This is a genomic window from Mucilaginibacter tolerans (assembly GCF_030519375.1).
Classification (GTDB): Bacteria; Bacteroidota; Bacteroidia; order Sphingobacteriales; family Sphingobacteriaceae; genus Mucilaginibacter.
This window is the reverse complement of the sequence record NZ_JAUMKB010000003.1, coordinates 95093-120992: the sequence shown is the minus strand read 5'-3', so window position 1 is coordinate 120992 and position 25900 is coordinate 95093. Positions and strand designations below refer to the sequence as shown.

Below are 25900 nucleotides of genomic sequence, written 5' to 3'. Positions count from 1 at the left end.
ACTATTGTAATTTTAACCGGTCGAAACCGTTTATAATTTCGATAATAAAAAACTTATGCCCCAAACGCGGGTTAATACACCGATACAGCAGTTTGACTTTTATTAGTAAATTGCCAAATCTTTTTTAGCCAATGAAACGATTTATTTTAGTTGCCCTATTATTTATTACCCCCTTATTAATTTTTGCACAACAAAAACCTGCGCAGGTAGGCACTGTGATAGATGCCGAGCATTCCTTTAAAAAACTTGTTGAGCGTAAAGGCATAAAGGAGGCGTTTTTATCCGTAGCCGATCCTGAAGGCATTGTATTTAAACCTGAGGTAATTAAAATAACCGAGTTTTATAACTCCATCGACAAGCAGCCGGGTACATTAACCTGGGAGCCCAAATTTGCACGGATTTCAGCTAATGGCGATTTGGCTTTCACCGCTGGCCCTTATGTCTATCAAAATGGAAAGACAGAAGATGATAAGGTGTATGGCGATTACGTATCGATCTGGCGCACTGATGTTGATAATAAAATGAAGCTGCTGGTCGACCTCGGTATACAGCACCCCGAAAGCGAAACCCAGGAGCTAACAGATTTTAAAGAACCGGACACTGCTAAACGTACTGCACCGAGCAAAGATCCGTTTAATGGCAGAAGTGTGATAATAGGTACCGATAAGGTATTTAACCATGCCTTGACACTTTCTGCACTAGCCACTTATAAAGAATTTTTGAGCCCCGAGGCCCGGTTTTACTTTCCCGGCTTTGAACCTATCACGGGTCAGGACAAGGTCATGAAGTTCCTGGATAATGAGGCTATCAGTATTACCGCAGAAACCATTAACGTAGGACGCGCAACCAGTAACGACCTGGCGTATAGCTATGGACGTGCCCGCATCAAAAAAGGCGAGATTGTTAGCAATTACAACTATGTTCGTGTGTGGGAGATCGACAAGGATCACAAATGGGATGTGATATTGGAGATATTCTCGGCAGTGGAGCAGTAGGGTTGTTATTGGTTAATCAATTAACCGGTGATTGGTTATCAGGTTAAAAACTGATAACTGGTTAACCAGGCACTGGTCACCGATCACAGCAATCTTTCAATAATATCATCAGCTGTTAAACCCTCTGCTTCTGCATGGTAGCTGCGGATAATGCGGTGTCTTAAAACAGGCTTGGCGACAGCTTTCACATCTTCGATATCAGGAGAGTATTTGCCCTGTAAAACTGCGTGACACTTAGCGCCCAATATCAGGAATTGGGATGCGCGCGGACCTGCACCCCAGTTAAGTAGCCTTTTCACTTCGGGTGAAGCAAGGTCGCTTGTAGGGCGTGTTTTTGTAACCAGTTTCACGGCGTATTCCAGCACATTGTCTGTTACCGGTATATTTCTCACCAGATGCTGGAAATAGATGATCTGCTCGGCGTTCAATACCTTTTTTACGTCAGGCGTGACCGAACTAGTCGTGTTTTTAACGATCAGCAGCTCCTGTTCTAATGTCGGGTAATCCAGCGATACATTAAACATGAAGCGGTCCAGCTGTGCTTCCGGCAATGGATAGGTGCCCTCCTGTTCGATAGGGTTTTGGGTCGCCAGTACAAAGAACGGCTGCGAAAGTTTATGTGTTGCCCCGGCGACAGTAACCGCTTTCTCCTGCATAGCTTCAAGTAATGCAGCTTGTGTTTTAGGCGGCGTACGGTTTATCTCATCGGCAAGGACGATGTTTGAGAAAACCGGGCCGGCAATAAATTTAAAGTTGCGGTCTTCACCTAATATTTCCGATCCGATGATATCAGAAGGCATCAGGTCGGGAGTAAACTGAATACGGTTAAAGTCAAGATCAAGTACCTGGGCCACGGTCTGCACCAATAAGGTTTTTGCCAGTCCCGGTACACCAACAAGCAAGCAATGCCCGTTGCTGAAGATCGAGATTAGCACCGACTTTACTACTTCATCCTGCCCGACGATCACTTTACGTATTTCGGAAAGAATATGCTTGTAAGTATCCCTCAAAGCATCTGCTGCTTCAACGTCGGTGCGGTGCTGCATATCGTATTATTGTTTTATTTGTGCTGCCAGCGGGGTGTTTGCCCATCCTTTAAGTACCGGGCAACCCTGGTATTCCGGATCGATCTTGATGAAGTTTTCTTTCCTTCTTTTTTCAAACCACTGGCTCACAGTTCTGTTGATCTTATCTGATAAAGCTACTTCTTTTATTTTGGGGAAATCCTGTTTCAGATTAGCCTTATGCGCATCTGTGACAGATTTCAGGTAAAGTATCTTATAGCTCTTTTTACCGGTTTGGTCTGTAAAAAGTTGTGGTTTGGATATACTACCCACTTTCATGGTGTCTACAGTCAATGCAATCTGCGGATCAATTTTGTCAGTAGGAATATAAGTGGTACGGGTCTCCACATTTTCAGCATTCAACATCATCCCACCATTGTATTTGGTGTCTTTATCGTCTGAATAAAAGGACGCAGCTGCTGCGAAAGTGATATTTTTATTTTTCAACAGGTCGTTATAAACGCTATCAGCTTTCAATTTTGCACGGTCAACAGCGGCCTGAGTAACCGTGGGCATGATCAGAATATGTCGTACATGCACCTGCTCACCACGACGTTCAATTACCTGTAAAAAATGGAATCCATAGTCAGTTTCAAATACAGGGGAAATCTCCCCGGCTTTCAGCTTAAATGCCCATCCGGCAAACTCCTTCACGAAAGTAGTCCGGTCAGCAAAACCCAGGTCGCCGCCATCAGGTGCCGAACCTGTATCTTGTGAATACAATCGGGCAAGTACGCCAAAATCTTCACCCTTTTTTACGCGGTCTAAAAGCTCTTGTGTCTTTTGTTTATAAGCTTCTTTTTCCTCTTTCGTTAGCTTCGGGTTAAGTTGTATCACTCCTACCTCAACCTCTTTATTGTAAGTTGGCAAACTGTCTTTTGGTATGGAGTTGAAATATTTTTCAACGTCGTACGGAGTAACACTGATCTTATCGGTAATTTTATTACGCATCTTGCTCGCGATCATGTTCTCTTTAATGTCCGGACGCAGTTCATCTTTGTATTGTATGGTTGAACGGCCCAGGAACTGCTCCAGTCTTTCCTGGCCACCTGCACGGGCAACCATGCCGCGCATACGGCGGTCGAGCTCGTTATCAACCTCGTCATCTTTCACAGTAACGCTATCGATAACAGCTTGTTGCGCAAGTAACTTCTGTGTCATCTGGTTACGCAGGATAACACATTTGATTGATGGGTCGGGCGGGTTACCGCTGGCCAGGTAGTTGGCATATTGCAGTTCTATATCCGATTGCAAAATAATGCTGCTGCCCACAACGGCAGCTATTTTGTCCAGCACTTTTCTTGGCCCTGCAGGTGCTTCTGGTTTGGCAGCAGTTGCCTTTTTGGAAGTATCGGCTGGTGTTTGCGCCAAGGAAATAGAAATTGTTAAAATAGTAAGTAAAATGGCTGTCCCGAACTTTCTCATTTATATTTTATCTGTCTGCGAAATATGCAAAGGTGCAAATCTAACAATAATCTGTTTATTAATAATTTGTGCGAATATGCTTATAAACGCTCAAACAATTATCTATTTTTGGTTAAAAATTGTTAAAAGTGAAAGTTGAAGACAGTCAGGCACTACGTTTTATACTTCAGGATGAAATTTACCTGCTTAATGAAGATAAGTTAAACTATGCTAAACCTGATAATCAGCAGACTCCGGCCTCTCAGCCTCAACCTGAAACAATAACGCTAAAGCCCATTTTTAATTATCTCGGGGCCAATAAAAAGCATTTCCTGGTATTAACCAATTACCCTAATAACGATTTTATTGCTGATGATCATCTTGCAGCACTTGAAAGTGTGCTTGGCCGTAAGAATCACGGCCGCGAAGACGTTGCAATATTGAACGCAGCCAAAAACAATTCTGAATACTCAGAACTGCTCTCTCATTTTAAACCGCAAACTATACTGATCCTTGGTGAACAGGCTATTCCCTCAGGAATCGATCAACCTAAATTTAACCAGGTTGAAAAACGCGATGGCATCAACCTGCTATATACCTTCGCCTTTGATACGATGATGAGCAACGTGGACAATAAAAAAGCCTTCTGGGAGCAGGTGAAAAGTTTATAATTTATGCCTTTAAAGCTAGTTTTCGCCACTAATAACCGCCACAAGCTGGAAGAAGTATCCCATAAGATCGGTGATCATTTTGAACTATTGACGTTGAATGATATCGGTTGTATGGAGGATATTGAAGAACCCGGATCAACCTTTGAAGAGAACGCTGCCATAAAGAGCAAATACATATATGATAAATACCATTTGAATTGTTTTGGTGATGACAGCGGCTTGGTGGTAGATGCTTTGAATGGCGAGCCTGGTGTTTACTCAGCACGCTATGCCGGCGAACATGGTAACCATGCAGCCAATATCAAAAAGGTATTGACCAGGCTGGAAGGAGTTGAAAACAGGAAGGCAAGGTTTGTCACCGTGATTTCGTTGATGTGGGAAGGCAAAGAACATGTTTTTAAAGGCGTTGTTGAGGGTACTATCCGTCATAAAATTTCCGGTATAGGAGGTTTTGGTTATGATCCAATCTTTCAGCCTGATGGATATGACATTACCTTTGCTGAAATGAGCATGGATGAAAAAAACAAGATCAGTCACAGGGCACGTGCCCTGGAAAAACTGATCTCGTTTTTGAAAAATATCAAATAGACTACTGGCCTTTTGGCTTACTAATGGTGCTATCCTTCTTTACTTCCGGTTCTTTCTTTGCAGGCGATTTCAGCGCAGTATCAGTTTTTAGCTTCACAGCACTGGTGTCCTTCTGCAACTTCACAGCACTGGTATCTTTCCCCGCATTTATTTCCGGTAGCTTATCCAACGGTTGTTTATTGGCGCTTGTATCTTTAGCAGCTTTGCCACCTGGTGGTTTATTTAAAGGTGGTTTACCATTAGCTGGAGCTTTGGTCTTGTCGGCAAGCTTTTTCGCGGGCTCTATTTTCTTCTTTGCTATGATCTCTTCTTTGGATGCCGGACGCTCTTTGGGTTTCCACAAAAAACCTTTTAGTATCTTATCATCTTCGGTAAACTTTTCTAATGGCCCATAACGATGCTCCGGTTTGGCCAGGAAGGTAATATCCGTCAGTTTGCTATCCTTGAAATTGATGCGGATACGGCTGCTCAACGATCGCTGCATACCGCTCACTTTTCCGCTGTCGCGCGAGAAATAAATGGTTTCGGCGTTGCCGTCAATAAACAATCGCTCAAGTTTGCTATTGTTAAAGAATCCACGCATCTTTTTCCCCGCTGACTGATTAAAATGCGTCGAATCAGTCTTCTCGATATTGACGACAAAAGCATTCGGGAATAGTTCAACATTATCAAACTTCTTATTTTTAAGCTGCAGGTTGACCGTATCTCCCGAGAGTTGGGAACCTTGTGTCCAGATGATTGGCTTTACATATAAACGTATCACCGAGTCGCTGGTACTGTAAAATGCCGAATCGGACTTCCCCTGCAGATCGGACTTAAACAACTTAACATGGTGGAACGCGCTGAGTATCCTTATCCGGGTGGTGTCGCTTAAATTAATTTTCCGCGTAACATACACCGAATCGGCTCCTTTTTTTATTTTCTCAAGGCTGTCCTTTTTCGCTTGTTTTAAACTATCCTGTTTGGTAAGCTTCTTTTGGGGTAGTGGTTGTGGTGCATTCTTGTCCAGGCTTCCGGGCATAACAGGTGCAGGCGGCTGAGCACCAGGCCTGGTTGTTGGATTATTTTTGTTTTTCTTCTCCTTTTTGCCTCCTTTAGTCAGAAACTCAACTTTGGTAGAGTCTCTTCCTTTTATTCCTGCCAACACGCCGGGTTTGAGCTGGTCCAACAAATTACGGTGTAATGCAGCAGTGTCAGGATGAAATATTGGCGGCGATAGTTCGATGTATTTTACCGGCTTGGTATAAACAATTGATGGGGCCTTTTTGGTAGTATCAATGATATGCGATAGCCTGATCTTTTCCTGCATATCCTTATAATCCTTGTAAGTAATTATCCGTGTTTCAATGGTATCAGCCCTCATATAAACAGAATCATGCTTGATCCTCGCCGTGTCTTTTTTCGAAAGAAGGCTATCCGGAAGCTTACTTTTCAGGTCTGGCTTTTTCCCTTTCTTATTGGAAATGCTATCAGGTTTACCTTTGGGGATTTCCTTTAAAGGCATTGTATTTGCAGGCACACCTGTTTTGGTGCCCGGCTTGATAACCTGCTTTGATTTATCAGGAGTTATAACCGTTTTCTCCGGCTGAGGCTTATTTTTCGCCGTATCAGCTTTCGCCTTTTTATCTGTTTTAACAGTCGCCTTTGGTGGAACAGAATCCCTCTTCGAGGTGTCTTTTTCCTCCGTAACAATGATACCGTACGCATTTTCGGTAACTACCGTCCGTTCGTCTGATTTATAATAGGTACCCAGATCGCCCTTCAGAGTCATCTTTTGCTCATTGTCATTAAAAGTGATGTTTTTTACCACACGACCGTAGCCTTTTTTGCGGTCGTAGAACATGCTATCTCCTTTCAGTGTTTTAGCGCCCTGACTATATAGATTTTTCTTACCGAAAAATGCCTGCTCTGTTACAGTATTGTAATAACCATTTTCAGTATAAAGTGTGTCATTATCTTTTGGGCTGGCTTTGGTCTTATCGCTGTCTTTTTTCTTGCCGTAAATGTGGGTGGGGCCATAGAAATAAGCAATCTTCGATCCCGTGTTGTATCGTAGTGTGTCCGTCTTAGTGAGCGCGTCAGGGCTTAGCAATATCACATCATACCTGAAATACGAATCTCTTGAATTGGCGAAATAATAGCCGTTCTTGCTAGTCAGGGTATTATCCTTGTTCACCAGCTTGCCACCGCCGGTATAGGTGCCGAATTTGGTTGCTGTATTGTAGGTTAGATAATTAGTGGTCAGGGTAGCATCCTTGTCCACCATACGCACATTATCTGTAAGGATGGCGATCTTGGTGTTACCATTATAGTTTAGCTTGTCCGAATAAATATTCAGCGTATCACCCTGGCTGATTATCACATGCCCGAAGGCGTCAAAAGTATTTTCAGCCTGATGAAAATAGGCGCTGTCTGAAGTCAACGTAGAATTGTCCTGCTGAAAGGTGCCGCCATACACCTTCAACGGGGCACCCTTACCGTTACCGCCTTGCACGCTCTTGGATTTGATGAGGTTGATGACCGACTTTTTCTGGGCCATCACCGCAGTTACCAACGTTAGTAATATTAAGGTGAACAAGTATTTCCTCACGGGCGCAAAATTAGTTTTTTGGATGGGGTTATTAAATTAATAATTTTGGTGATGCTGCCGGTTAAAAATTTCATTGATTTTATTGAAAAAAATGCTTTGTTTAATCGCGACAGCAACATTTTGGCGGCTGTCAGTGGTGGTATGGACTCGGTTGTTATGGTTCATCTTCTAAAAGCAGTAGGTTATAATTTCGGCATAGCCCACTGCAATTTCCAGCTCAGGGGCGATGAAGCTTTGTCCGATCAGCAGTTTGTAAAGGATATTGCGGGCAAACTTGGCGTACCATTTTATACCATAAACTTTGATACCAAAAAATATGCCGCCGAAAAAAAAATCTCGATACAAATGGCTGCCCGTGAACTGCGATATCAATGGTTTGCAGAGGTGTCGCAACAATCGGGTTACGACGTAATTGCCCTGGCGCATCATCAGAATGATACCATCGAAACTATATTGCTAAACCTTACACGGGGGACAGGCATTGCCGGTCTGCACGGGATATTACCTAAAAATGGGTCGATAGTGCGTCCTTTAATGTTCCTAAAACGTGATGATATACAGGATATTGTAAAGGCTGAGAATTTGCAGTATGTAGAGGATAGCTCCAACAGTTCGGCTAAATATGCCCGCAATAAAATAAGGTTAGAGGTGATCCCCAAACTAAAAGAGCTTAACCCGGCGTTGGAAGATACCTTTGAGCATAACCTGAAACATTTCCGCGGTCTCGAAGTCCTATTAGAGCAAAGGTTGGGCGAACTGAAAAAATCCATATTCATTTTTCATGGCGGAGATATTCATATTAGTATAGATGAGGTGAAAAAGCTCCATCCGCAGTTTCTGCTGTTTTATGGTTTGCTACAAGGATATGGCTTCAACGAAAGTACGGTTGAGGATATAATTTCTTCGCTGGATAAACATTCAGGGAGGGTGTTTGGATCACCCGCTTTTATGCTGTTGCTCGACCGTGATAAGCTGATCCTGGCGAAAAGACAGGCCCTATCAAATCAATCTGTTTCAATAAATAAAGATCAGCATGAAGTAAAATTCAACAATTACCGGTTGAATATCCTGCATGATGATTCGCCGCTAATCATTAAAGATAATCCCATGTCTGTATCAATCGATACAGATTTGCTGATCTACCCCTTAACCGTTCGTTATTGGCGCGAAGGCGATCATTTTCACCCGCTTGGCATGAAAACAAGGCAGAAATTAAGTGATTTTTTTGTACATCAGAAAGTGCCGTTGCATGAGAAATCGCAGATTCCGCTTTTGGTGAATGGCAATGAAGAAATTATCTGGGTAGGGGGCTACCGGCCTGATGAGAGGTATAAAGTGACAGCGAAAACTAAAAAAGTTACTATCTTCGGACTGTTTAAATTATGACAGCAGAAAAACCAGTTTTTGTTGAGAAGCAATACCTCGGCCGCGAGTGGATACCTGTTACCATCCGCCTGGTGCTGGCTATATTCTGTTTTGCAGCATATACCTTCGACTTTTTCTCGGATGAGCAGAATAAATCAGAGGTTTTGGCGGTGGTGGGATTTGGTATCATTATCATATCCATCATCATGGGTTTTTTGCTGCATTTCCGCACACGGGTATATAATCAAAGTATATTGATAGACGGTTTATGGACTACCCGCCTGGTAAAGATCGACCTGAACAGTATTGTTAAAGTAGAAAAAGGTAAATACAGCCGTTATTTTCTGAATAACCCGGTTTACAACCTGCACCAAAAAGGTACCATCCGTTTTTATACCTCCGGAAGCGAGGCTATACACCTTACCGATCGGGGTGGTCTGGTATATATTATCGGCTCACGTCATGCTGATGAGTTCCTGAGAGCTATCAATGAGGAAATGAAGAAGTAGTCAGCTCGCAGCTGGCATAATATTTTATCTGCCAACTGCCCGCCGCAAACTGTCAACTTATTTTTTCAACCCAATCTCTCTTAATCTTTCATCCAAATACTCCCCCGCAGTCATATCGTTGTACAACTTTGGATGCGCTGTATCGATGCACGATTCCAAACAGGTAAGGTCCATATCTGATTTTGGGTGAAGGAAGAAAGGAACGGAGTAACGCGAATTCTTCATCTGCTCGGGCGGTGGATTTACTACGCGATGTGTGGTAGATCTCAGTTTGTTGTTGGTTAGGCGCTGCAGCATATCGCCCACATTTACCACTACATCTTCGCCATGTGCTTTAACCGGGAACCATTCATTTTCACGGGTAAGCAGTTCAAGGCCATCGGCACTGGCGCCAATCAATAAAGTGATCAGGTTGATGTCTTCATGAGCCCCGGCCCTCACCGCATCAGGCGGCAATGCATCCGGGTCTTCGATAGGGAAGTAGTGCAGCGTGCGCAGGATTGAATTGCCATTATGCACTTTATCGTCAAAATAATTTTCGGGCAGATCCAAATAAACTGCAATAGCACGCAACAAATGTTTACCCGCACCCTCCAGTTTTTGATACACCTCGCGGGTAGTGGAGTTAAATTCAGGGAGTTCGGCTACGGTCAGGTTCTCAGGATATTCATTTTTAACCGGATCATGATCAGTTACAGTCTGACCGATCTGCCAAAACTCTTTCAGATCGGGCACTTTAAAACCTTTAGCGGTTTCTTTGCCTTTGCTGGTATATCCACGTTGACCAGCCAGTTCAGGCTTTTCGTATTTTAATTTAATGTCTTCAGGTAGTTTAAATAGATCTGTCACTTGCTGGTATAGCTTGTCTATCAGCTCTTTACTTAAGCCATGATTGGTGATAGTAACAAATCCGGTATCATTAAAAGCTTTGCCGATATCATCTGAGAAGCGCTTCTTTTGTTCAGGGGTACCGTTAATATAGGTATTCAGGTCTAGTCGTGGAATATGGACTGTGTTCATAGTAATGATGTATTGAGAGGCACAAAAATATTAATTAATGCTCCACATCAAGCTCTTGTGAAAAAATAATGGTCACACCAATGTAACGGAAGGGCATATATTTTGTTAAAACAATTATATGGTTAAACGTTTTATAGTTTATCAAATCAAAAAGGATATAATAATATGAAATATGAAGCTATCGGTATTGGAATAAGATAGCTTCGCGAGTTTAAAAAGTTACTATCTAATGAAAAGTTTAAATAAATTATGGGGAGTTGGTTTACTGGTGATGCTGTTATCACTGGTAGTCCCCGGCAAAAGTATGGCCCAGGGGGGCTATATTTCTGATCAGGAATTCTACGACGAACTGCAGCCTTACGGTACATGGGTGAGTGACCCGGAATATGGCGAAGTTTGGGTGCCGGACGTAGGCGGCGACTTTAGGCCGTATGCAACACGCGGGCACTGGGTAATAACCGATTATGGCAATACCTGGGTATCCGATTACGAATGGGGCTGGGCGCCATTCCACTATGGCCGCTGGCGTTATGATGATTATTATGGTTGGGAATGGATACCGGGCCACGAATGGGCACCAGCATGGGTGTGCTGGCGTCATGGAGGTGGCTATTATGGATGGGCGCCTTTAAGGCCAGGTATTAGTATCAGCATATCTATCGGCGGTGGTTATGACGCGCCGGATTATTACTGGACATGCGCGCCACAGGCTTACATCACCAGCCCGGCCATATATAACTATTATGTGCCACGTGAACGTTCGGTAACAATTATTCATAACACTACAGTAATTAATAATACTTATGTTAAAAATAATGTCACCTATATAAGTGGTCCGCGTGTGCAGGAGATCAGGCAAGTTACCCGCAATAATAATGTGAGGGTATACAATATTAATAATGCCAGCAGGCCGGGTGTTGCAAGTGTGTCGCGTAATACGGTAAATATCTATCGCCCTGCTGTACAAAGAACCCAGGATGCACGCCCTGCACGGGTAGTGGATGCCAATGCTTACAGGAATCAGCATCCTAATGAGCGAATTGCTAATGGCGGGGGCTTTAATCATGTTGCTGCTGCGCGCCTCGCTACCGTAGCCCGCAGTAATACACCCGATAATAAGGTGGTGCGTGTAAACAGCAACAGGCCGGCTCCTAATCAGCCAGCTAATCGCCCCGAGCCAAATCGCCCGAACGGTGCTCAGCCCAGCCAGGCGCAACCTAATAGCCGCCCCGAAGCTTACAGGCCTAATCAACCCAATGTGAATCGCGGCCAACAGCAACAAGCAGAGCAGCAACGCGCGCAGCAACAACGTCAACAACCAGTTGATCAGCAGCGCCGGCAGCAACAAAGACAACAACCGACTGGCCAGCAGCAACAGGCTGACCAGCAGCAAGCGCCGCAACAGCGCCAGCAACAAGCCGATCAACAGCGCCAGCAACAACAAAGGCAGCAACAGACTGACCAACAGCGAGTACAGCAACAGCGTCAACAGCAGGCTGATCAACAGCGCCAGCAACAGCAAAGACAGCAACAGGCTGATCAACAGCGGGTGCAGCAACAGCGTCAACAGCAGGCTGATCAACAGCGCCAGCAACAACAAAGGCAGCAACAGGCTGACCAACAACGTCAGCAACAGCAGCAAGCAGATCAGCAACGCGTGCAGCAACAAGCTCAACAGCGTCAACAGCAAGTTGATCAACAGCGTCAACAACAGGCGCAGCAGCAGGCTCAGCAACGTCAGCAGCAAATGCAACAGCAGGCACAGCAGCAAGCTCAACAACGCCAGCAGCAGATGCAACAACAGCGTCAACAGCAACAGGCGCAACAAGCTCAGCAGCGCCAGCAACAAATGCAGCAGCAACGCCAACAGCAGCAGGCTCAGCAAGCTCAACAACGCCAACAGCAAATGCAGCAACAGCGTCAGCAACAGGCTGAACAACAACGCCAACAACAGCAACGCCAGCAGCCCCCACAACGCGAACGACGGCCAGATGAACAGCATCGATAATATTTAAAGAACAAATAGCACATATACACGTAAAAGTATATGTGCTATTTTTATGCACTTAATGGAAGATGAAGTATAGAAAACTACTCCTGGGAATTACTGCCTTTTTGTTAATGATGATTTCTCACACTGTTGCAAAGGCGCAAGATCAAAATATAGATAGCTCACAGATTGTTTTTATTGAAGACAATTGGCAGGAAGCTCTGAAACAAGCTGCGGCGCAACATAAATACATATTTGTAGATGCTTATGCTACCTGGTGTGGCCCGTGTAAGATGCTTAAAGCCACTACTTTTAAAAACAAAAAAGCAGCTGAGTTCTATAATAAGAATTTCATCAATATTGCTATTGATATGGAAAAAGGTGTAGGCCCGAAGCTTGCTTCACAGTGGGGTATGCAGGCATATCCGACACTCATCATTTTTAATTCAAAAGGCGACGCTGTTTTGGGTACAGTAGGCTATATCAAAGCGCCTGATCTGATCCGCTTTGGCGAAGCTGCATTAAAAAAATAAGCGGAATCCTTGGTTTTTTTGAATTACAAAGATTTATCAAAATTTCAATATCCTCGCGTTGCTTTTTTGCAATTGATATTTTTAGCCTTTATCATGCCATTGTAATTATTTAATTAATAATTTATCGGCTGTTTTTTTGACATAAATCCGGAGATTTATACGACTATTTTAGAAAATCGCAATAATTAACTTGCTTGTAATAAGTATATTAAATACATTTGCGCGCTTTTAATGCCCCATTAGTTTTATATGAATCCCCATCTTAAAAAAGTTTCGGCAGCAGGGCTGCTAATCACCCTCGGAATCATCTTCGGAGATATTGGAACGTCCCCCCTTTACACATTTCAGACACTGTTGCAGGAAGGCGGCACGTCATCGAAGGATTTTGTTTTTGGGTGTCTTTCATGCGTTTTTTGGACGCTTACGCTCCAAACTACTTTCAAATATATTGTAATCACCCTGCAGGCAGATAACCACGGTGAAGGCGGCATATTTTCGCTCTACGCTTTAGTGCGCCGCTATGGAAAATGGCTGGCTATACCCGCTATAATTGGTGCCGGTACTTTGCTTGCTGATGGTATTATTACACCGCCCATCTCTGTGGCATCAGCTATTGAAGGTCTAGGTCAGGTTCCAAAATTGGCCAATATCATGGTGCCCGGCAGCTGGCTAATTATAGGTATTGTTATTGGTATTATACTCCTGTTGTTCTTTTTTCAGCAGTTTGGTACAAAGGTGGTAGGTGCAGCGTTTGGCCCTGTTATGCTTATTTGGTTTTTGATGATCGGGACACTTGGCGGTATACAGATATCGCATAACCTGGGTATACTGCAAGCGTTAAGCCCGTACTACGGCATCCGGATGTTGATTACCCACCCGAACGGTTTCTGGCTTTTGGGCGCTGTTTTTTTATGTACAACAGGTGCCGAAGCACTGTACTCAGATTTAGGTCACTGCGGGCGCAAAAATATCCAGATGGCATGGATATTTGTGAAAATCAGCCTGCTGCTAAATTATTTTGGCCAGGGTGCATGGGTGCTTTCACAGACAATACGTCCGAACTTTGCATTGGTCAACCCATTCTATGCTATTGTGCCGCATACATTTTTAATACCGAGTGTAATCATAGCAACCTTTGCCACCATCATCGCCAGCCAGGCATTGATAAGCGGCTCTTTTACCTTGATAAGTGAAGCAATAAGCATGAATTTCTGGCCGCGTATTACGGTTAAATACCCATCGAATATTCGCGGACAAATTTACATTCCTGCTATTAACTGGGTTTTGTGTTTTGGTTGTGTGGCGGTGATTTTATACTTCCAGACATCCTCGGCTATGACTGCAGCTTATGGTTTTTCTATCACCATCGCCATGCTGATGACCACTATCCTGATGTATTATTATATGCGTTTTAAAAGACACTGGCCTATCTGGATAGTGACTATCATACTTTGTGTATTCGTTACCGTAGAGTTCTCTTTCTTCCTGGCAAACTCGGTTAAAATCCTCAAGAGGTTATTCTTCCTGGTATTTGAGTTTGGTTTGATATTTACTATGTATGTATGGTACAGAGCACGTAAAATAAATAACCGCTTCCTGCACTTTATCGATTTGAAGGATCAGATTCCATTGCTGAAAGCATTGAGCGGGGACGAAGGAGTGTCAAAATATGCAACGCATCTGATCTACCTGACTAAGGCAAACAACAGCAAACAGATAGAGCAAAAAGTAATGTATTCGATCTTTAGCCGCAAGCCGAAGCGTGCGGATATTTACTGGTTCCTGCATATCGAGCGTATGGATGACCCGTATACTATGGAGTATAGTGTAGAGGAAATTGAAGAGGGTAAAGTGATTAGAGTGGAATTTCGTTTAGGGTTTAGGATACAGCCGCGTGTGAATGTATTGTTCAGGAAGGTAGTTGAGGATATGGTATCGCGCAATGAGCTGGACATTCTTAGCCGCTATGAGTCGTTGAAAAAATTCCATATGGCTGCCGACTTCCAGTTTGTGATCATCGAGAAATTCCTTTCTTATAATAATGAGTTTAGCGTTGCTGAAGGATTTATCCTGAACAGTTATTTTGCAATAAAAAAACTGGCTCAAAGCGAGGCAAAAGCCTTTGGTTTAGATACCAGCGAAACGCGCGTAGAAAAGATACCCCTTATTGTTAAGCCGGTTAGCAATATTGTTTTAAAACGGGTCGACCCGGTATCGCACTACAGAGGCGAATCATATTAAAAATATTTTCTAATAATAGTTATCCCGAAATCATACATAATTATTTTGGGTATAATAATTTACAAGCATCATATGCAGCCCCGACGGCCTAAAACAAACTGCCGGGGCTGTTTTTATTTAAATGCTGATTCGTTTTTTTGAGCGTGTTCTATATATTTTTGCTTATGTAATAAATATTATGCTATTGCTTTAATTACTTAGTGAAAAACCAAATCCTCACAAAACTGTTTACCTAAACATGGCTCAGAATGTATATTTATTGGCTACTGATCCCAGCAATTCCTGCCGGGACGTGATCCATTCAAGAGATACTGATTTAAAAGTCAGGGTGTTTTGCCTTGGTAAAGAGGAATTTCATCATGATGCAGGCGAAATACAGTTATACGGACAATGCAATGATGGGCTATATGCCTTTGAAACAATAGGTATCGCTTCTGATGATGCAGTAGATATTGTGGAAGCTATACAATGGTATGCCGATTACATTCATTGCCCCGAGATGGAGATATTACCCGAGGATCCCCGCCAGGGTAAAGATATAGCCATGTAATTTCTGTTTAATTATTTACGTTTACCACCAATTATGACCAACCTAAAAAAGGACTTGTATACGCTTTGCGTCAATTATGCAAAGATGCGTATTGAAACTGCGAAACAGGCAATTGATGATGCGCAGCAGTCAGCTAATGAAGAAACAAAGAGCAGCGCTGGCGACAAGTATGAAACCGGGCGGGAAATGATGCAGCAGGAGACCGACCGGAACCAGGCTCAGTTAAACGAAGCAAATAAGTTGCTGATAGCCCTAAATCAGATTAATGTTGACTCGGTTTCTTCCTCTGCAACGCCGGGTAGCCTGGTGATAACCGATAACGGGAAATTTTATTTAGCTATCAGTGCTGGTGCTCTTACCTTAAATGGGGAAGGCTATTTTGCGGTATCACCAGCATCGCCGATAGGGAGTAAGTTGCTGGGCCGCACAATAGGTGATGAATTTAGCCTGAACGGCAAAAATTATAAGGTGAAGGAAGTAATTTAATGGATGGTAATATGCTTTCTCAGCTCCCCGGCAATGTTTTTGGCTTTATCTATTAACTCCTTGTCGCCAATGCAATTATCTACATTAAAAACTTTGCCCAATAAATTCTTCTTATATGCCTCTTTGAACGCATCGTAGTGTAATTTAAAGTGCCACTTTTTGGTTTAAATAAGAGAACACTTTTTTGTCGCTTTTCTCAAGTGGTGAATAATTAATACTATATGGGATAGAATAAGCTTTTGTATCGATTGTTTTACGTGAGCTGTGTAGCACACCCGTGTTAATACGCGGCAAATACCGTGAAAACACTAGGATCACTTTATCCCATCAGCCGCTTGATTTAAGTCTTGCTTAAAGGTTTATTTATCAAACAAAAGTTAGGCTAATTAATTTATAGGAAAATGCCTTAGCTGGCTCATTATCAACCAATAATAGTTAACAATTAACATGGGAATGTTGATAAAATATTATTAAGACGAGGATTCCATTCGTTATTTTTATGGTATGAAGCAGTTGGTAGTAATCCTTATCATTTCGACCCTCCTATATTTGGATGGGTCTATCAAAATGGGCAGATTGCGGGAAGAGTGATTTTTAATCCTAAATAATTTAAACAAATACCCCTGCTTGAATTATGATACTCCCGCTAATGCACTTTCGGGAATAAGAAAATTGGAAATTTCCCAGCTTTCTTATTCCTGAAGCACAATTATATCCTGTCGTCAGATTAGCAATATTGTTCAAACGCGCCAATCAGGTTGTCGGCGATCATTTGTGCCGGACGGCCTTCAATTTGGTGACGCTCGATCATGTGAACCAGCTTGCCATTTTTAAACAAGGCCATTGCAGGCGAAGACGGTGGGTAAGGCAACATATAGTTACGTGCGGTATCAACAGCATCTTTCTCCATCCCGGCAAAAACGGTTACCAGTTTATCAGGGTGTTTTGCATTTTGTGATGCTATTCTTGCAGCCGGGCGTGCATTGGCAGCAGCACAACCGCAAACCGAATTTACCATCACAAACACAGTGCCTTCACTCTCAATAGCATTTTTTACAGCAGCAGCATCTTTTAATTCCTCAAAACCTACTCTTGTCAGTTCCTCCCTCATCGGGGCAACCAGATATTCCGGATACATCATCGCTTTTAAAAATTAATTTTGGCAAAAGTACTAAATGATTTAAAAGTAAAATATTTCTGCACACAATAATAACATTTGGCTGACTAAACCCGTATAAAGAGCTAATACTGATTTTTGTTGTGAGGGAGACTATTTTTTGCGCACGGAAGTCAAAATAAATTGGTTTTTTGTGCGTCTATTGTCTTATATTCATACCCTATTTAACCCCCTAACTAAGATATGAACCTGAAACTTACAAACTTCAGCACCATCATCATTGTCAACAAAAATCAGGAGCAAACCCAGGCCATCCGGGTAAAAACCAAGCACCTGAAAAGAATTAAACATTACATTGCTTCAGTAGTATTGGTTATCATCGCACTTGTCGGAACCGTTGCCTATCTGAACTCAAAAGACAATGAAAGCGAACAGGAAAAACAGAAACTTTTGACCCAAATTGCCCAACTAAGGGGCAAAGTATCAACCGCAACAGCATTGACTGATGCGGCTACCGCATCAACCCATTCGGCTAGTGGTTATATCCAATCTATACAAAGTAAACTTGAAAAAATAAACGATTACTTGAGAAAAAGAGGATTGAAAGGTTTTTCTACCAACTCAATTGGCGGTGACAAAAACATTGCCTCCAACACTATGAGCGATAATGAAAAATACTCACTATATGACGAATATATGAGCCGTTTGCTTAACAGCGTGGCATTTACACCAATGGGTTATCCCCGTTTAAGCTCTATTACCTCGGCTTTTGGTTACCGCAGTGATCCGTTCGATGGAGAAAGTGCAGAATTACACCCCGGTGTTGATTTTCGTGGCGCTACGGGCGACCCGGTACACGTAACAGCTGACGGTAATGTGGTTTTTACCGGCAGAAAAGGTGGTTATGGTAACTGCATCATTGTTCAGCATAAAAATGATTTTCAGACACTTTACGGGCACTTATCACATATCGATGTGAGAGAAGGGCAATCAGTAAGAACCGGCGATGTGATAGGCAAAGTTGGTTCAACCGGGCGCTCAACAGGTAGCCATTTACATTATGAAGTAAGAAAAAGTGGAAAACCCATTAACCCTGTGAAGTTTTTAACGTTAAACAATTAAATCCTTAGTGAAATGCTGATTGGTAGGTTTCAGTCGGCAGTAACTAAATAAAACTACGGTTATGTTTTTTAGAAAAAAAAATAAAGTAGATCTGAGTCAGCAGGTAATATCTACCCTGATCAGCGAGGGTTGTGTTTTTGAGGGAAATCTGAGAGCACCTGCCAATGTGCGGATAGAAGGACAGATAATCGGCGATGTAACCATCGACGAAGGACTGATACTAGGCGAAAAAGGTGTGATAAAGGGAAGCGTTATCACTAAGGAATTGATCATTTACGGCGTTGTTCAGGGGCATGTGAATACCCATTTATTAGAGATAAAGGGCTCGGGCCGCATTACCGGTGATATAAAAACACAGGTGCTGCAGGTTGAACCAGGAGGTTCGCATAATGGTAAGCTTTCAATGTCGCCAACGCATGACAATACGGCTATCAGGGGTATGAAGCCTGAGAATGTTGTGGCTGCCAAAGATGCTAAATCCGAAAACGGTGCAGCTCATAAAAATGGTAAATCTGAAAATGGTGCCAAGGTTATGAAACCGGAGGCTGCCAATGGTTCAAAAGAGGCAAAGTCCGAAAATGGAGCTATCACAAGGAGTATTAAGCCTGAAAACGGTATTGTAAATAAAGAGGCGGTAAAAGCAGAAGCAACTGCCTGATTTCATTAAGATATTTCTATTGCTTAACTTTGCAATTCAAAAATCTTAAATGATATGTCGTCATCTGTTGAAACTACTTACACCAAATACAAAGTAAAAGATTTATCGTTGGCCGAGTGGGGTCGCAAAGAAATTGGCCTTGCCGAGGCAGAAATGCCGGGTTTAATGGCGTTGCGTTCCGAGTATGGCCCGTCGCAGCCTTTAAAAGGTGCCCGTATCGCAGGTTGTCTGCATATGACCATCCAGACCGCAGTTTTGATTGAAACTCTGCAGGCTCTAGGCGCGGAAGTTACCTGGTCATCATGCAATATTTTCTCAACTCAGGATCATGCCGCTGCTGCAATTGCTGCTGCCGGTACTTCAGTTTATGCCTGGAAAGGTATGAATGCCGAAGAGTTTGACTGGTGCATTGAGCAAACCCTGTATTTTGGTGAAGACCGTCAGCCATTAAATATGATATTGGATGATGGAGGTGACCTGACTAACATGGTATTGGATAAATATCCTGAACTGATCGCAGGCATCAAAGGCTTGTCAGAAGAAACTACTACCGGTGTGCATCGCTTATATGATCGTGTAAAGGCGGGTACTTTACCAATGCCTGCCATCAATGTAAACGACTCGGTTACTAAATCAAAATTTGATAATAAATATGGCTGCCGCGAATCTTTAGTAGACGCCATCCGCCGTGCAACCGATGTGATGCTGGCAGGTAAAGTAGCCGTAGTTTGCGGTTATGGTGACGTAGGAAAGGGTTCAGCAGAATCACTGAGCAGCGCAGGCGTTCGCGTTATCGTAACTGAAATTGACCCGATCTGTGCATTACAGGCGGCTATGGAAGGCTACGAAGTGAAGAAACTTTCAAATGCAATCCCTGAAGCGGACATCGTGGTAACTGCAACAGGTAACTGCGATATCGTTCGCGAGAAGCATTTCCGTGCATTAAAAGATAAAGCCATTGTATGTAACATCGGCCACTTCGATAACGAGATCGACATGGCATGGTTAAATACTAATTATGGACATAGCAAAATAGAGATCAAACCACAGGTGGATAAATACACTATTGATGGTAAAGACCTGATTGTATTGGCTGAAGGTCGTCTGGTAAACTTAGGTTGCGCAACCGGACACCCAAGCTTTGTGATGAGTAACTCATTCACTAACCAGACCCTGGCTCAATTAGAGCTTTGGGCAAACAGTGATCAATACGAAAACAAAGTATATACCTTGCCAAAACATCTGGACGAAAAAGTTGCCCGTTTGCACCTGGCTAAGATTGGCGTGGAACTGGAAGAACTGGATCAGCACCAGGCTGATTACATTGGTGTAGCGGTAAATGGTCCGTTTAAACCAGAGTACTACCGTTATTAAGTCGTGAGTCTTAAGTCCTGAGTTTTAAGGCAGGATAAAAAACATAAAGGCATGGTTTTAGGACCGTGCCTTTTTTGTATGTTATTCCTGTTTCACAAACTCCCCATAACACTTCTTAATATAGATCATCATCTCGTAATCATTCATTCTATGAGCAACTGCTGACGAAGGGCGGTATTTGTCCATGAAATTTTGCAAAGAATCGCCTTTCAGACGGGTTAGCTCAACTACTTTTGGCCTGGAAAAGACCTGTTCGACATAATTGTTTTGTTCATCTTTAAGCAGTGTTTGCTGTAATTTTGATGTTGTCGTTTTGTTCTTACCAAGCCAGTCGATAACCTGGAGCAGGTTAACACTCAGCAGCGTCGCGGTACTATGAGTTGATGTGATAAAGTCGTTATAAGGTTTAATATAACTCGAATTGGGCATAAAAACATCCTTAAAGGCGGTACCCTTGTAAGCGAATACCGGTGCAAATTCTTTTCTTAGTTTGACCGAATCGGTATTGGAAGGGCGTTTGCCAATGATAACGACACTTTTTAGTGACGTTGCCGTTTGATCTAAATAAATAGGAATGGTATCTGTTACTTTCTGCGAGTAAATCAGGAAATGCGGTTTATATCCTACAAAAGTGATTTTGATGGTGTCCCCACGGCGAAGTCCATAAACGGTAAATATCCCTTTTTCCGAAGTAAAAGTCGTCTGTTTCTGAGTAATTATGGTCGCATGCGGAATAGACTGCAGGGTATAGCGATCCAGTACGCGACCGCTTAATTGCTGGGCATAAAGTGTTGGGCAAGATGCCATCAGCAAGAGTACTATAGAACGCTTTAAACTCTTCATTGCAACGGGCAGATCAGGTTTAGTATAAAAATAACGGTTATTTTAGTTGATGGCTAATTTTTAACAAAACTTAACACAATGCTTTCATACACAGATTATAATAGGTCATATGACTGTTTAATGAGGGCAAATACCCGTGGAGTAAGTTTGTCTAAAGAAGTCAGCCGGATATGGTTTTCATACTTCTTCGAATAGAAAGTGCTTTTAGTAACGATGGGGTCTCCGGGTAATTTTTCCGAATAAAATTTAAGATCCAACAAACCTTTCATTGGTTTGATTAGAAAGAATGTCTGATTGCGGACAAACACAATATAGTTCTTTGAGCAGCTTATGGTTACACCATCCCAGTCGGCAATTTCTGCGAGCAGTTTATCTACTGCCAGAACAAGCTCGTCGCTCTGGCCTTTTAACAGATCATCCAGGCTAACCTTAATGCAATAATGCATTTGATTGGGCCCTTTTAGCTCGCGTTCGCATTTTGGACATATCCAGCTCATGCAAACAAAGATCGAAATCTTAATGTAAAGAAGGCTTGGTATCCAGCATGTTGTCTACCATAAAAGGTTTGATCTGCGCAGGGTCAGACACCTTGACAATTGGTTTACCATCATGGTCTTTTGTAATAACGCCGGTCACACAAATTTCTTTTCCCTTATAGGGGGCATTAAAATGCTTTGATTTGTTTTTACCGGCGGCTCTGCAGACGACAGTTAGTAATTGGTTGGAGCGGTCGCCGCCGAGATATAGAACAATCACAAATGGTTTCAGACTTTCATCAAATACTTTATCGCAGATGGTTACTTTTTCGCCCATATGCTTTAATGCATCTTTTGCCGGGACGATAGTTTGAGCCTGTCCACCAAAAGAAAACAGTGTCAGGATTAATGTAATAAGGATAGCGCATTTCATCCTTAAAGCTAAGTAATTAAATTACAGCTACATGTTAAATCTTGTTAAGGTTTATGCCGATCAGTTATCCTGCGGCGGGTTTTTGCCGACTGTTCTGAAGTTTACATAAAAAGGATCGGCATCGGAGCCATTCGCTTCAGATATTTTGATATTGAAATTGGTAGCTCCGGTATCCATATCGGTGCTACCTTTAACTGGTATCTTAACCGTTGTCTGCCCGCCTGCAGCCAAATGTGAAATGGTAAACTTAGAACTATATTCCACGCCCTTGATATCGTTGACATCCTTAACCAGGATCACCATATTATAGGCATCACCTTGTCCCTGATTGGATAAAATAAACCTAATCTCGCCACTTTCATTAATATTGAGCACATTGTCTTTATTCCCGTCATTGTCCACAAATTGCGCGTTGGCAATCTCTAGTACAGCAGGCGATTTTGGTTTCGGAACATTTTGAATTTCTCCCTGTTTGGGTTCATTTACAGGTGTATTGTGTTTTTTGGTTGGGGTACTACTATTTGTGATTGTATTGTTAGCGGCATTAACCGGTTTTTCCTTGGGTGGTGTATTTACGACAGTCGGTTTCTCCTGTACCGGAGTTGCGACAACAGCTGGCTTTTCTTTAGGCTGATTTTTATCTTTAACAGTTGCTTCTTTTTCCTTAGTCGTAGCGCCTTCTCTTACCAATACACCATCTCGCCATTCGCCCGAGCTTCTTTTCCCACTAGGGTAGGTCATGGTGCCAATGCCATTTACCTGGTTGTCGCTCCACTCCCCGTTATACACCTGTTTGTTGCTGTAGTAGAATGTGCCCTGGCCGTCCTGCTTATCATCTTTCCATTCGCCATCATATTTTTCGCCCGATGGCCATATCATCTGCCCCTTGCCATTTCTCATGCCATCCTTAAACTTGCCCAGGAATTTCTGTCCCGATGGCCAGGTCATTAAGCCTTCTCCGTCCTGTTTGTCGTTCTTCCAATCGCCGATGTATTTACGGCCAATTGCCGAAATATAGGTTCCGCGCCCTGCTTTAACACCATCTTTCCATTCACCCTGGTACCTGCTTTCGTCGGCGCCTATTTCCATGCCCTCCCCATTTTGCAGACCATTTCTCCACTCCCCGTCATATTTTCTGCCGTCGGGCCATATCATGGTCCCTTTGCCGTCCATTTGTCCGTTCCTCCAGCCCCCTGTATACTTTCTGCCATCCTCAAACACCATTGAGCCTTTACCGTCAGCGCAATCGCCCAGGATACAGCCTGTTTTTTCGTCACCGGATATCGTACGAGGTTTAATAAATTCCCGTGTTCTGAAAGCAAGATAAAACGGCCCGGCATCATAGCCGCTGCCTTCGTGAACCTGTATCCTGAAATTTGCTTCGCCTGAAGGCAGATCTACCTTGCTTGTCAGCGGTACTTCAATAATTTTTTCAGCACCGGCGGCTAAGGACGGGATTGTTTCCCGGGAAGTATAAGTTATACCCTTGGTGAAATTCAGATCCTGTATTTCTATGATCAGGTTGTTGGCCGTGGCTTTACCAGTGTTGGCCAGTGTGAACCTGATCTCAGCCCGTTCATTGGCATCCAGTACTTTATTTTTATTACCAATGCTGTCGTTAAACGTTAAGCCGGTCACATGCAGATCGGCGGCTGCTGAGGAAGGCTTAGTTGAAGCCTCGACACGGGTCGCAACTTGTGTAACTGCTTTCGATTCATCAAACACGTCATCCTTCCAGATGCCGGTATGCTTGGTGCCATTGGCAAAAGTCATCGTCCCGGTGCCGCTTTTCCTATTGTCTTTCCACTCACCTTCATACCGGCTGCCGTCAGCATAGGTGGCTATTCCCTGCCCGTTTTGTTTGTCGTCCTTCCATTGGCCTTCATATTTGCTGCCATCGGCGTAATTTTGTGTGCCTCGTCCTTCGCGTTGGTTGTCAACCCAATCGCCAACGTACTTTTCGCCGTTTTTCCAGGTCTGCACGCCATTGCCGTTTTTCATGTCCTTATCCCATTCACCCACATATTTCTTGCCGTCGGTCCAGGTATAAGTTCCACTTCCGTGCTTTTGATTGGCTTGCCATTGGCCGTCGTAACGGTTGCCATTAGCATAATCATTGGCGCCCTGCCCATCGCGCATGTCGTTGCTCCAGCCACCAACGTACTTTTCACCCGTAGGCCAGGTCTCTAGTCCCTGCCCGGTTTGCGTATCATTTGCCCACTCACCCACATATCTTCTGCCATCAGGGAAATTCATGGTGCCCTGGCCGCTTCTCTTTCCTAATTTAAACCCACCAACATAGTATTTTTTCTGGGTCCAAAATTCTGTTCCCTGTCCGTCTTTCAGGCCATATTTCCACTCACCCTGGTAGTAATGTCCGTCGGGCCAGGTAAAAGTGCCATTACCTGAATACCGGTCATCTTTCCAGCTACCCACGTATTTCTTTTTGTCCGGCCAGGTCATGGTGCCCTCACCGTTCATCTTGCCGTTCTGAAATGCACCCCCATATTTTCGCCCGTCGGGGAAAACAATTGCCCCGATACCGACCTGGCAGTTACCCAAAATGCAGCCTGCCCTTTTTTGCTGGGCATGGCCATGGAACGACCAAAGCAGCAGAAACAGAAGTGCGCCTTTTACTTTATTCATTATTATTCAGATAGTTAGTTTGATGATGCCTGAAATAGCGGGCCATCAAACAGAACATCAATTAGGTACTTGTCTAAAACCCTAAAGATAGGAGTTTTTGTTTTTATACTTGAGTTTAAGTTAACAAACTAATTGATAGCGTAGTTAATACGGAATTTTATCACGATTTATTTTGAACTTTCTGCTGCATCATCCACACTTTCACTGAGATCATATAGCAGCCATTGCTTTTTAGCTATTTGCTTGGTTTTTGACCGGAGTAGTTTGATAAAATCCTCAACGCCAACAGGCTCATTGCCATTACCATGTATCAGTACAATGCTACCTGCGTTTGGCTGCTGTCCCTTCGCCAGCCAGGCATCAGAGCCGATAGGGATCAAACCAAAATCAGTGATCTTGTATACCAATTGCTGATCCGAAATAAGTCCTGGAAAACGGAAAAATGCTGATGGCACCAGGCCATTTTTCAGCATTAATTGCTCTGTAGCTAAAACTTCATAGCTAATATCTGTACCGGGTTCCAGCAAAAAGTTCTCTTTAAGCGGAGCAGTTTTGCTTACGCGATGATTGTAGGAATGATCTATCCAGGTAATCCGTATTTCGCCCTCGTTGCTTAAATGTTTTAGCCATTCAAGATCTTCCTTGTGGTTCAGCATCCACAAACCACTAACGGATAAGGCAATGGGCGCCGGTTTTTCCACCTTCTTAAATTCAGTGAATATTGTGGTGAAAATCCTGCGGTCGAGTGGCTTGTGCGACGGACATAGGTCAGCAGTAAGACTAATGCCAGCTTCAGTAGGAATGCCCCGTTCTATCCCTGCATCTTGTATACTTGTCGATTGCTTTTCAGCTTTCCTGATGGCCTTTTCGTAAGGCGTGTTTTTAAAGGCGGTACGCGCCTCAGCCAATGTCATAGGTTTCACCTGATAAAAGCTGCTTTCGTTAACCTTGGTTTGCAGAGTTTGTGGGTTTACCAGTAGATAGTATTCTTTGTTGTGGTTTTCAAATCGGCGGAGTACCATCCAGTCCTGCGGATAATTATGTGCCCATCCGTAGTATACCCCGTATTTGGTTATGTCAAGGAAGTTTTGCTGAGCGCGAACTAAAGTCGGTATAGGTAAAATGGATAAAAAGAATAAAAATCTGGTCAGGGGTTTCATAATAAAGTCACAAATAAACGAATCCAAAAATTGTTTCAGCTATTAGTTAAGTAATAAGGATATTT

At 43.2% G+C, this 25900-nt stretch carries 23 protein-coding genes; 13 read left to right on the top strand and 10 right to left on the bottom strand.

Going from position 1 to position 25900, the window contains the following annotated elements; translation table 11 throughout:
- Nucleotides 1-131 precede the first annotated feature (131 nt).
- Nucleotides 132-995, top strand: a complete 864-nt coding sequence (locus Q3A68_RS05245) for a DUF4440 domain-containing protein (protein WP_302900003.1) — start codon at nt 132-134, stop codon at nt 993-995.
- A gap of 83 nt (nt 996-1078) precedes the next feature.
- On the opposite strand, the gene Q3A68_RS05240 is transcribed toward Q3A68_RS05245, so the two are convergent.
- Together Q3A68_RS05240 and Q3A68_RS05235 are read right to left on the bottom strand one after the other, a co-directional pair.
- The gene (locus Q3A68_RS05240; protein ID WP_302900002.1) at nt 1079-2041 is read right to left on the bottom strand and encodes an AAA family ATPase; all 963 of its coding nucleotides are present in this window, start codon (nt 2039-2041) and stop codon (nt 1079-1081) included.
- Between the two features lie 6 nt (nt 2042-2047).
- Nucleotides 2048-3484, bottom strand: coding sequence for a peptidylprolyl isomerase (locus Q3A68_RS05235; protein WP_302900001.1), 1437 nt, complete (start codon nt 3482-3484; stop codon nt 2048-2050).
- A gap of 128 nt (nt 3485-3612) precedes the next feature.
- On the opposite strand from Q3A68_RS05235, the gene Q3A68_RS05230 reads away from it, so the two are divergent.
- Both Q3A68_RS05230 and Q3A68_RS05225 read left to right on the top strand, forming a co-directional pair.
- Entirely contained in the window at nt 3613-4134 is a 522-nt protein-coding gene (locus Q3A68_RS05230) for a hypothetical protein (RefSeq protein ID WP_302900000.1), read from the top strand.
- A 3-nt stretch (nt 4135-4137) separates the two neighbouring features.
- A complete protein-coding gene (locus Q3A68_RS05225) occupies nt 4138-4722 on the top strand; it encodes a non-canonical purine NTP diphosphatase (protein WP_302899999.1) in 585 nt (194 codons plus the stop codon).
- A 1-nt stretch (nt 4723) separates the two neighbouring features.
- On the opposite strand, the gene Q3A68_RS05220 is transcribed toward Q3A68_RS05225, so the two are convergent.
- Nucleotides 4724-7312: an OstA-like protein gene (locus Q3A68_RS05220; protein ID WP_302899998.1), complete on the bottom strand. Its 2589-nt coding sequence runs from the start codon at nt 7310-7312 to the stop codon at nt 4724-4726.
- 51 nt (nt 7313-7363) lie between these two features.
- On the opposite strand from Q3A68_RS05220, the gene tilS reads away from it, so the two are divergent.
- Together tilS and Q3A68_RS05210 are read left to right on the top strand one after the other, a co-directional pair.
- On the top strand, nt 7364-8698 hold the full coding sequence (gene tilS, locus Q3A68_RS05215) for a tRNA lysidine(34) synthetase TilS (protein ID WP_302899997.1): 1335 nt from the start codon (nt 7364-7366) through the stop codon (nt 8696-8698).
- A complete protein-coding gene (locus tag Q3A68_RS05210) occupies nt 8695-9186 on the top strand; it encodes a hypothetical protein (RefSeq protein ID WP_302899996.1) in 492 nt (163 codons plus the stop codon). The genes tilS and Q3A68_RS05210 overlap by 4 nt, the downstream gene beginning before the upstream one ends.
- Before the next feature lie 57 nt (nt 9187-9243).
- Here Q3A68_RS05210 and Q3A68_RS05205 read toward each other — a convergent pair whose 3' ends face one another.
- Nucleotides 9244-10206 (bottom strand): isopenicillin N synthase family dioxygenase, encoded by a 963-nt coding sequence (locus Q3A68_RS05205; protein ID WP_302899995.1) that lies wholly within the window; start codon nt 10204-10206, stop codon nt 9244-9246.
- A 229-nt stretch (nt 10207-10435) separates the two neighbouring features.
- Between Q3A68_RS05205 and Q3A68_RS05200 the strand changes: the two genes are divergently transcribed.
- The 5 genes from Q3A68_RS05200 to Q3A68_RS05180 all read left to right on the top strand — a co-directional run bounded on the left by Q3A68_RS05200 (nt 10436) and on the right by Q3A68_RS05180 (nt 16006).
- Nucleotides 10436-12214, top strand: a complete 1779-nt coding sequence (locus Q3A68_RS05200) for a DUF6600 domain-containing protein (protein WP_302899994.1) — start codon at nt 10436-10438, stop codon at nt 12212-12214.
- 68 nt (nt 12215-12282) lie between these two features.
- Complete coding sequence (locus tag Q3A68_RS05195; RefSeq protein ID WP_302899993.1) at nt 12283-12729, top strand: thioredoxin family protein; 447 nt, start codon at nt 12283-12285, stop codon at nt 12727-12729.
- A gap of 249 nt (nt 12730-12978) precedes the next feature.
- The gene (locus tag Q3A68_RS05190) at nt 12979-14970 is read left to right on the top strand and encodes a KUP/HAK/KT family potassium transporter (protein ID WP_302899992.1); all 1992 of its coding nucleotides are present in this window, start codon (nt 12979-12981) and stop codon (nt 14968-14970) included.
- A 238-nt stretch (nt 14971-15208) separates the two neighbouring features.
- Nucleotides 15209-15520 (top strand): hypothetical protein, encoded by a 312-nt coding sequence (locus tag Q3A68_RS05185; protein WP_302899991.1) that lies wholly within the window; start codon nt 15209-15211, stop codon nt 15518-15520.
- A 33-nt stretch (nt 15521-15553) separates the two neighbouring features.
- Nucleotides 15554-16006, top strand: a complete 453-nt coding sequence (locus Q3A68_RS05180; protein ID WP_302899990.1) for a 3-oxoacyl-ACP synthase — start codon at nt 15554-15556, stop codon at nt 16004-16006.
- A 727-nt stretch (nt 16007-16733) separates the two neighbouring features.
- Here the strand turns inward: Q3A68_RS05180 and Q3A68_RS05175 are convergent.
- Nucleotides 16734-17144, bottom strand: a complete 411-nt coding sequence (locus tag Q3A68_RS05175) for a BrxA/BrxB family bacilliredoxin (protein WP_302900271.1) — start codon at nt 17142-17144, stop codon at nt 16734-16736.
- Between the two features lie 222 nt (nt 17145-17366).
- Between Q3A68_RS05175 and Q3A68_RS05170 the strand changes: the two genes are divergently transcribed.
- From Q3A68_RS05170 to ahcY, 3 genes are all read left to right on the top strand, one after another.
- Nucleotides 17367-18245, top strand: coding sequence for a M23 family metallopeptidase (locus Q3A68_RS05170; RefSeq protein WP_302899989.1), 879 nt, complete (start codon nt 17367-17369; stop codon nt 18243-18245).
- Between the two features lie 61 nt (nt 18246-18306).
- The gene (locus tag Q3A68_RS05165; protein ID WP_302899988.1) at nt 18307-18903 is read left to right on the top strand and encodes a bactofilin family protein; all 597 of its coding nucleotides are present in this window, start codon (nt 18307-18309) and stop codon (nt 18901-18903) included.
- A gap of 54 nt (nt 18904-18957) precedes the next feature.
- Complete coding sequence (gene ahcY / locus Q3A68_RS05160) at nt 18958-20277, top strand: adenosylhomocysteinase (protein WP_302899987.1); 1320 nt, start codon at nt 18958-18960, stop codon at nt 20275-20277.
- An 81-nt stretch (nt 20278-20358) separates the two neighbouring features.
- Here the strand turns inward: ahcY and Q3A68_RS05155 are convergent, their stop codons facing one another.
- The 5 genes from Q3A68_RS05155 to Q3A68_RS05135 all read right to left on the bottom strand — a co-directional run bounded on the left by Q3A68_RS05155 (nt 20359) and on the right by Q3A68_RS05135 (nt 25835).
- Nucleotides 20359-21120, bottom strand: coding sequence for a carboxypeptidase-like regulatory domain-containing protein (locus tag Q3A68_RS05155; protein ID WP_302899986.1), 762 nt, complete (start codon nt 21118-21120; stop codon nt 20359-20361).
- Between the two features lie 95 nt (nt 21121-21215).
- Nucleotides 21216-21617 carry a DUF5655 domain-containing protein gene (locus tag Q3A68_RS05150; protein WP_302899985.1) on the bottom strand — a complete coding sequence of 134 codons (402 nt, stop codon included), beginning with the start codon at nt 21615-21617 and terminating at the stop codon, nt 21216-21218.
- A gap of 19 nt (nt 21618-21636) precedes the next feature.
- The gene (locus Q3A68_RS05145) at nt 21637-22029 is read right to left on the bottom strand and encodes a hypothetical protein (protein WP_302899984.1); all 393 of its coding nucleotides are present in this window, start codon (nt 22027-22029) and stop codon (nt 21637-21639) included.
- 60 nt (nt 22030-22089) lie between these two features.
- Nucleotides 22090-24675, bottom strand: coding sequence for a hypothetical protein (locus Q3A68_RS05140; RefSeq protein ID WP_302899983.1), 2586 nt, complete (start codon nt 24673-24675; stop codon nt 22090-22092).
- 167 nt (nt 24676-24842) lie between these two features.
- A complete protein-coding gene (locus Q3A68_RS05135; protein WP_302899982.1) occupies nt 24843-25835 on the bottom strand; it encodes a polysaccharide deacetylase family protein in 993 nt (330 codons plus the stop codon).
- Nucleotides 25836-25900: the final 65 nt, after the last annotated feature.

Bases quoted from the DNA above. Each gene is read 5' to 3' on its own strand.
- Q3A68_RS05245 (WP_302900003.1), top strand. From the start codon at position 132: ATGAAACGATTTATTTTAGTTGCCCTATTATTTATTACCCCCTTATTA.
- Q3A68_RS05240 (WP_302900002.1), bottom strand. From the start codon at position 2,041: ATGCAGCACCGCACCGACGTTGAAGCAGCAGATGCTTTGAGGGATACT.
- Q3A68_RS05235 (WP_302900001.1), bottom strand. From the start codon at position 3,484: ATGAGAAAGTTCGGGACAGCCATTTTACTTACTATTTTAACAATTTCT.
- Q3A68_RS05225 (WP_302899999.1), top strand. From the start codon at position 4,138: ATGCCTTTAAAGCTAGTTTTCGCCACTAATAACCGCCACAAGCTGGAA.
- tilS (WP_302899997.1), top strand. From the start codon at position 7,364: ATGCTGCCGGTTAAAAATTTCATTGATTTTATTGAAAAAAATGCTTTG.
- Q3A68_RS05210 (WP_302899996.1), top strand. From the start codon at position 8,695: ATGACAGCAGAAAAACCAGTTTTTGTTGAGAAGCAATACCTCGGCCGC.
- Q3A68_RS05205 (WP_302899995.1), bottom strand. From the start codon at position 10,206: ATGAACACAGTCCATATTCCACGACTAGACCTGAATACCTATATTAAC.
- Q3A68_RS05200 (WP_302899994.1), top strand. From the start codon at position 10,436: ATGAAAAGTTTAAATAAATTATGGGGAGTTGGTTTACTGGTGATGCTG.
- Q3A68_RS05195 (WP_302899993.1), top strand. From the start codon at position 12,283: ATGAAGTATAGAAAACTACTCCTGGGAATTACTGCCTTTTTGTTAATG.
- Q3A68_RS05190 (WP_302899992.1), top strand. From the start codon at position 12,979: ATGAATCCCCATCTTAAAAAAGTTTCGGCAGCAGGGCTGCTAATCACC.
- Q3A68_RS05185 (WP_302899991.1), top strand. From the start codon at position 15,209: ATGGCTCAGAATGTATATTTATTGGCTACTGATCCCAGCAATTCCTGC.
- Q3A68_RS05180 (WP_302899990.1), top strand. From the start codon at position 15,554: ATGACCAACCTAAAAAAGGACTTGTATACGCTTTGCGTCAATTATGCA.
- Q3A68_RS05175 (WP_302900271.1), bottom strand. From the start codon at position 17,144: ATGTATCCGGAATATCTGGTTGCCCCGATGAGGGAGGAACTGACAAGA.
- Q3A68_RS05170 (WP_302899989.1), top strand. From the start codon at position 17,367: ATGAACCTGAAACTTACAAACTTCAGCACCATCATCATTGTCAACAAA.
- Q3A68_RS05165 (WP_302899988.1), top strand. From the start codon at position 18,307: ATGTTTTTTAGAAAAAAAAATAAAGTAGATCTGAGTCAGCAGGTAATA.
- ahcY (WP_302899987.1), top strand. From the start codon at position 18,958: ATGTCGTCATCTGTTGAAACTACTTACACCAAATACAAAGTAAAAGAT.
- Q3A68_RS05155 (WP_302899986.1), bottom strand. From the start codon at position 21,120: ATGAAGAGTTTAAAGCGTTCTATAGTACTCTTGCTGATGGCATCTTGC.
- Q3A68_RS05150 (WP_302899985.1), bottom strand. From the start codon at position 21,617: ATGAGCTGGATATGTCCAAAATGCGAACGCGAGCTAAAAGGGCCCAAT.
- Q3A68_RS05145 (WP_302899984.1), bottom strand. From the start codon at position 22,029: ATGAAATGCGCTATCCTTATTACATTAATCCTGACACTGTTTTCTTTT.
- Q3A68_RS05140 (WP_302899983.1), bottom strand. From the start codon at position 24,675: ATGAATAAAGTAAAAGGCGCACTTCTGTTTCTGCTGCTTTGGTCGTTC.
- Q3A68_RS05135 (WP_302899982.1), bottom strand. From the start codon at position 25,835: ATGAAACCCCTGACCAGATTTTTATTCTTTTTATCCATTTTACCTATA.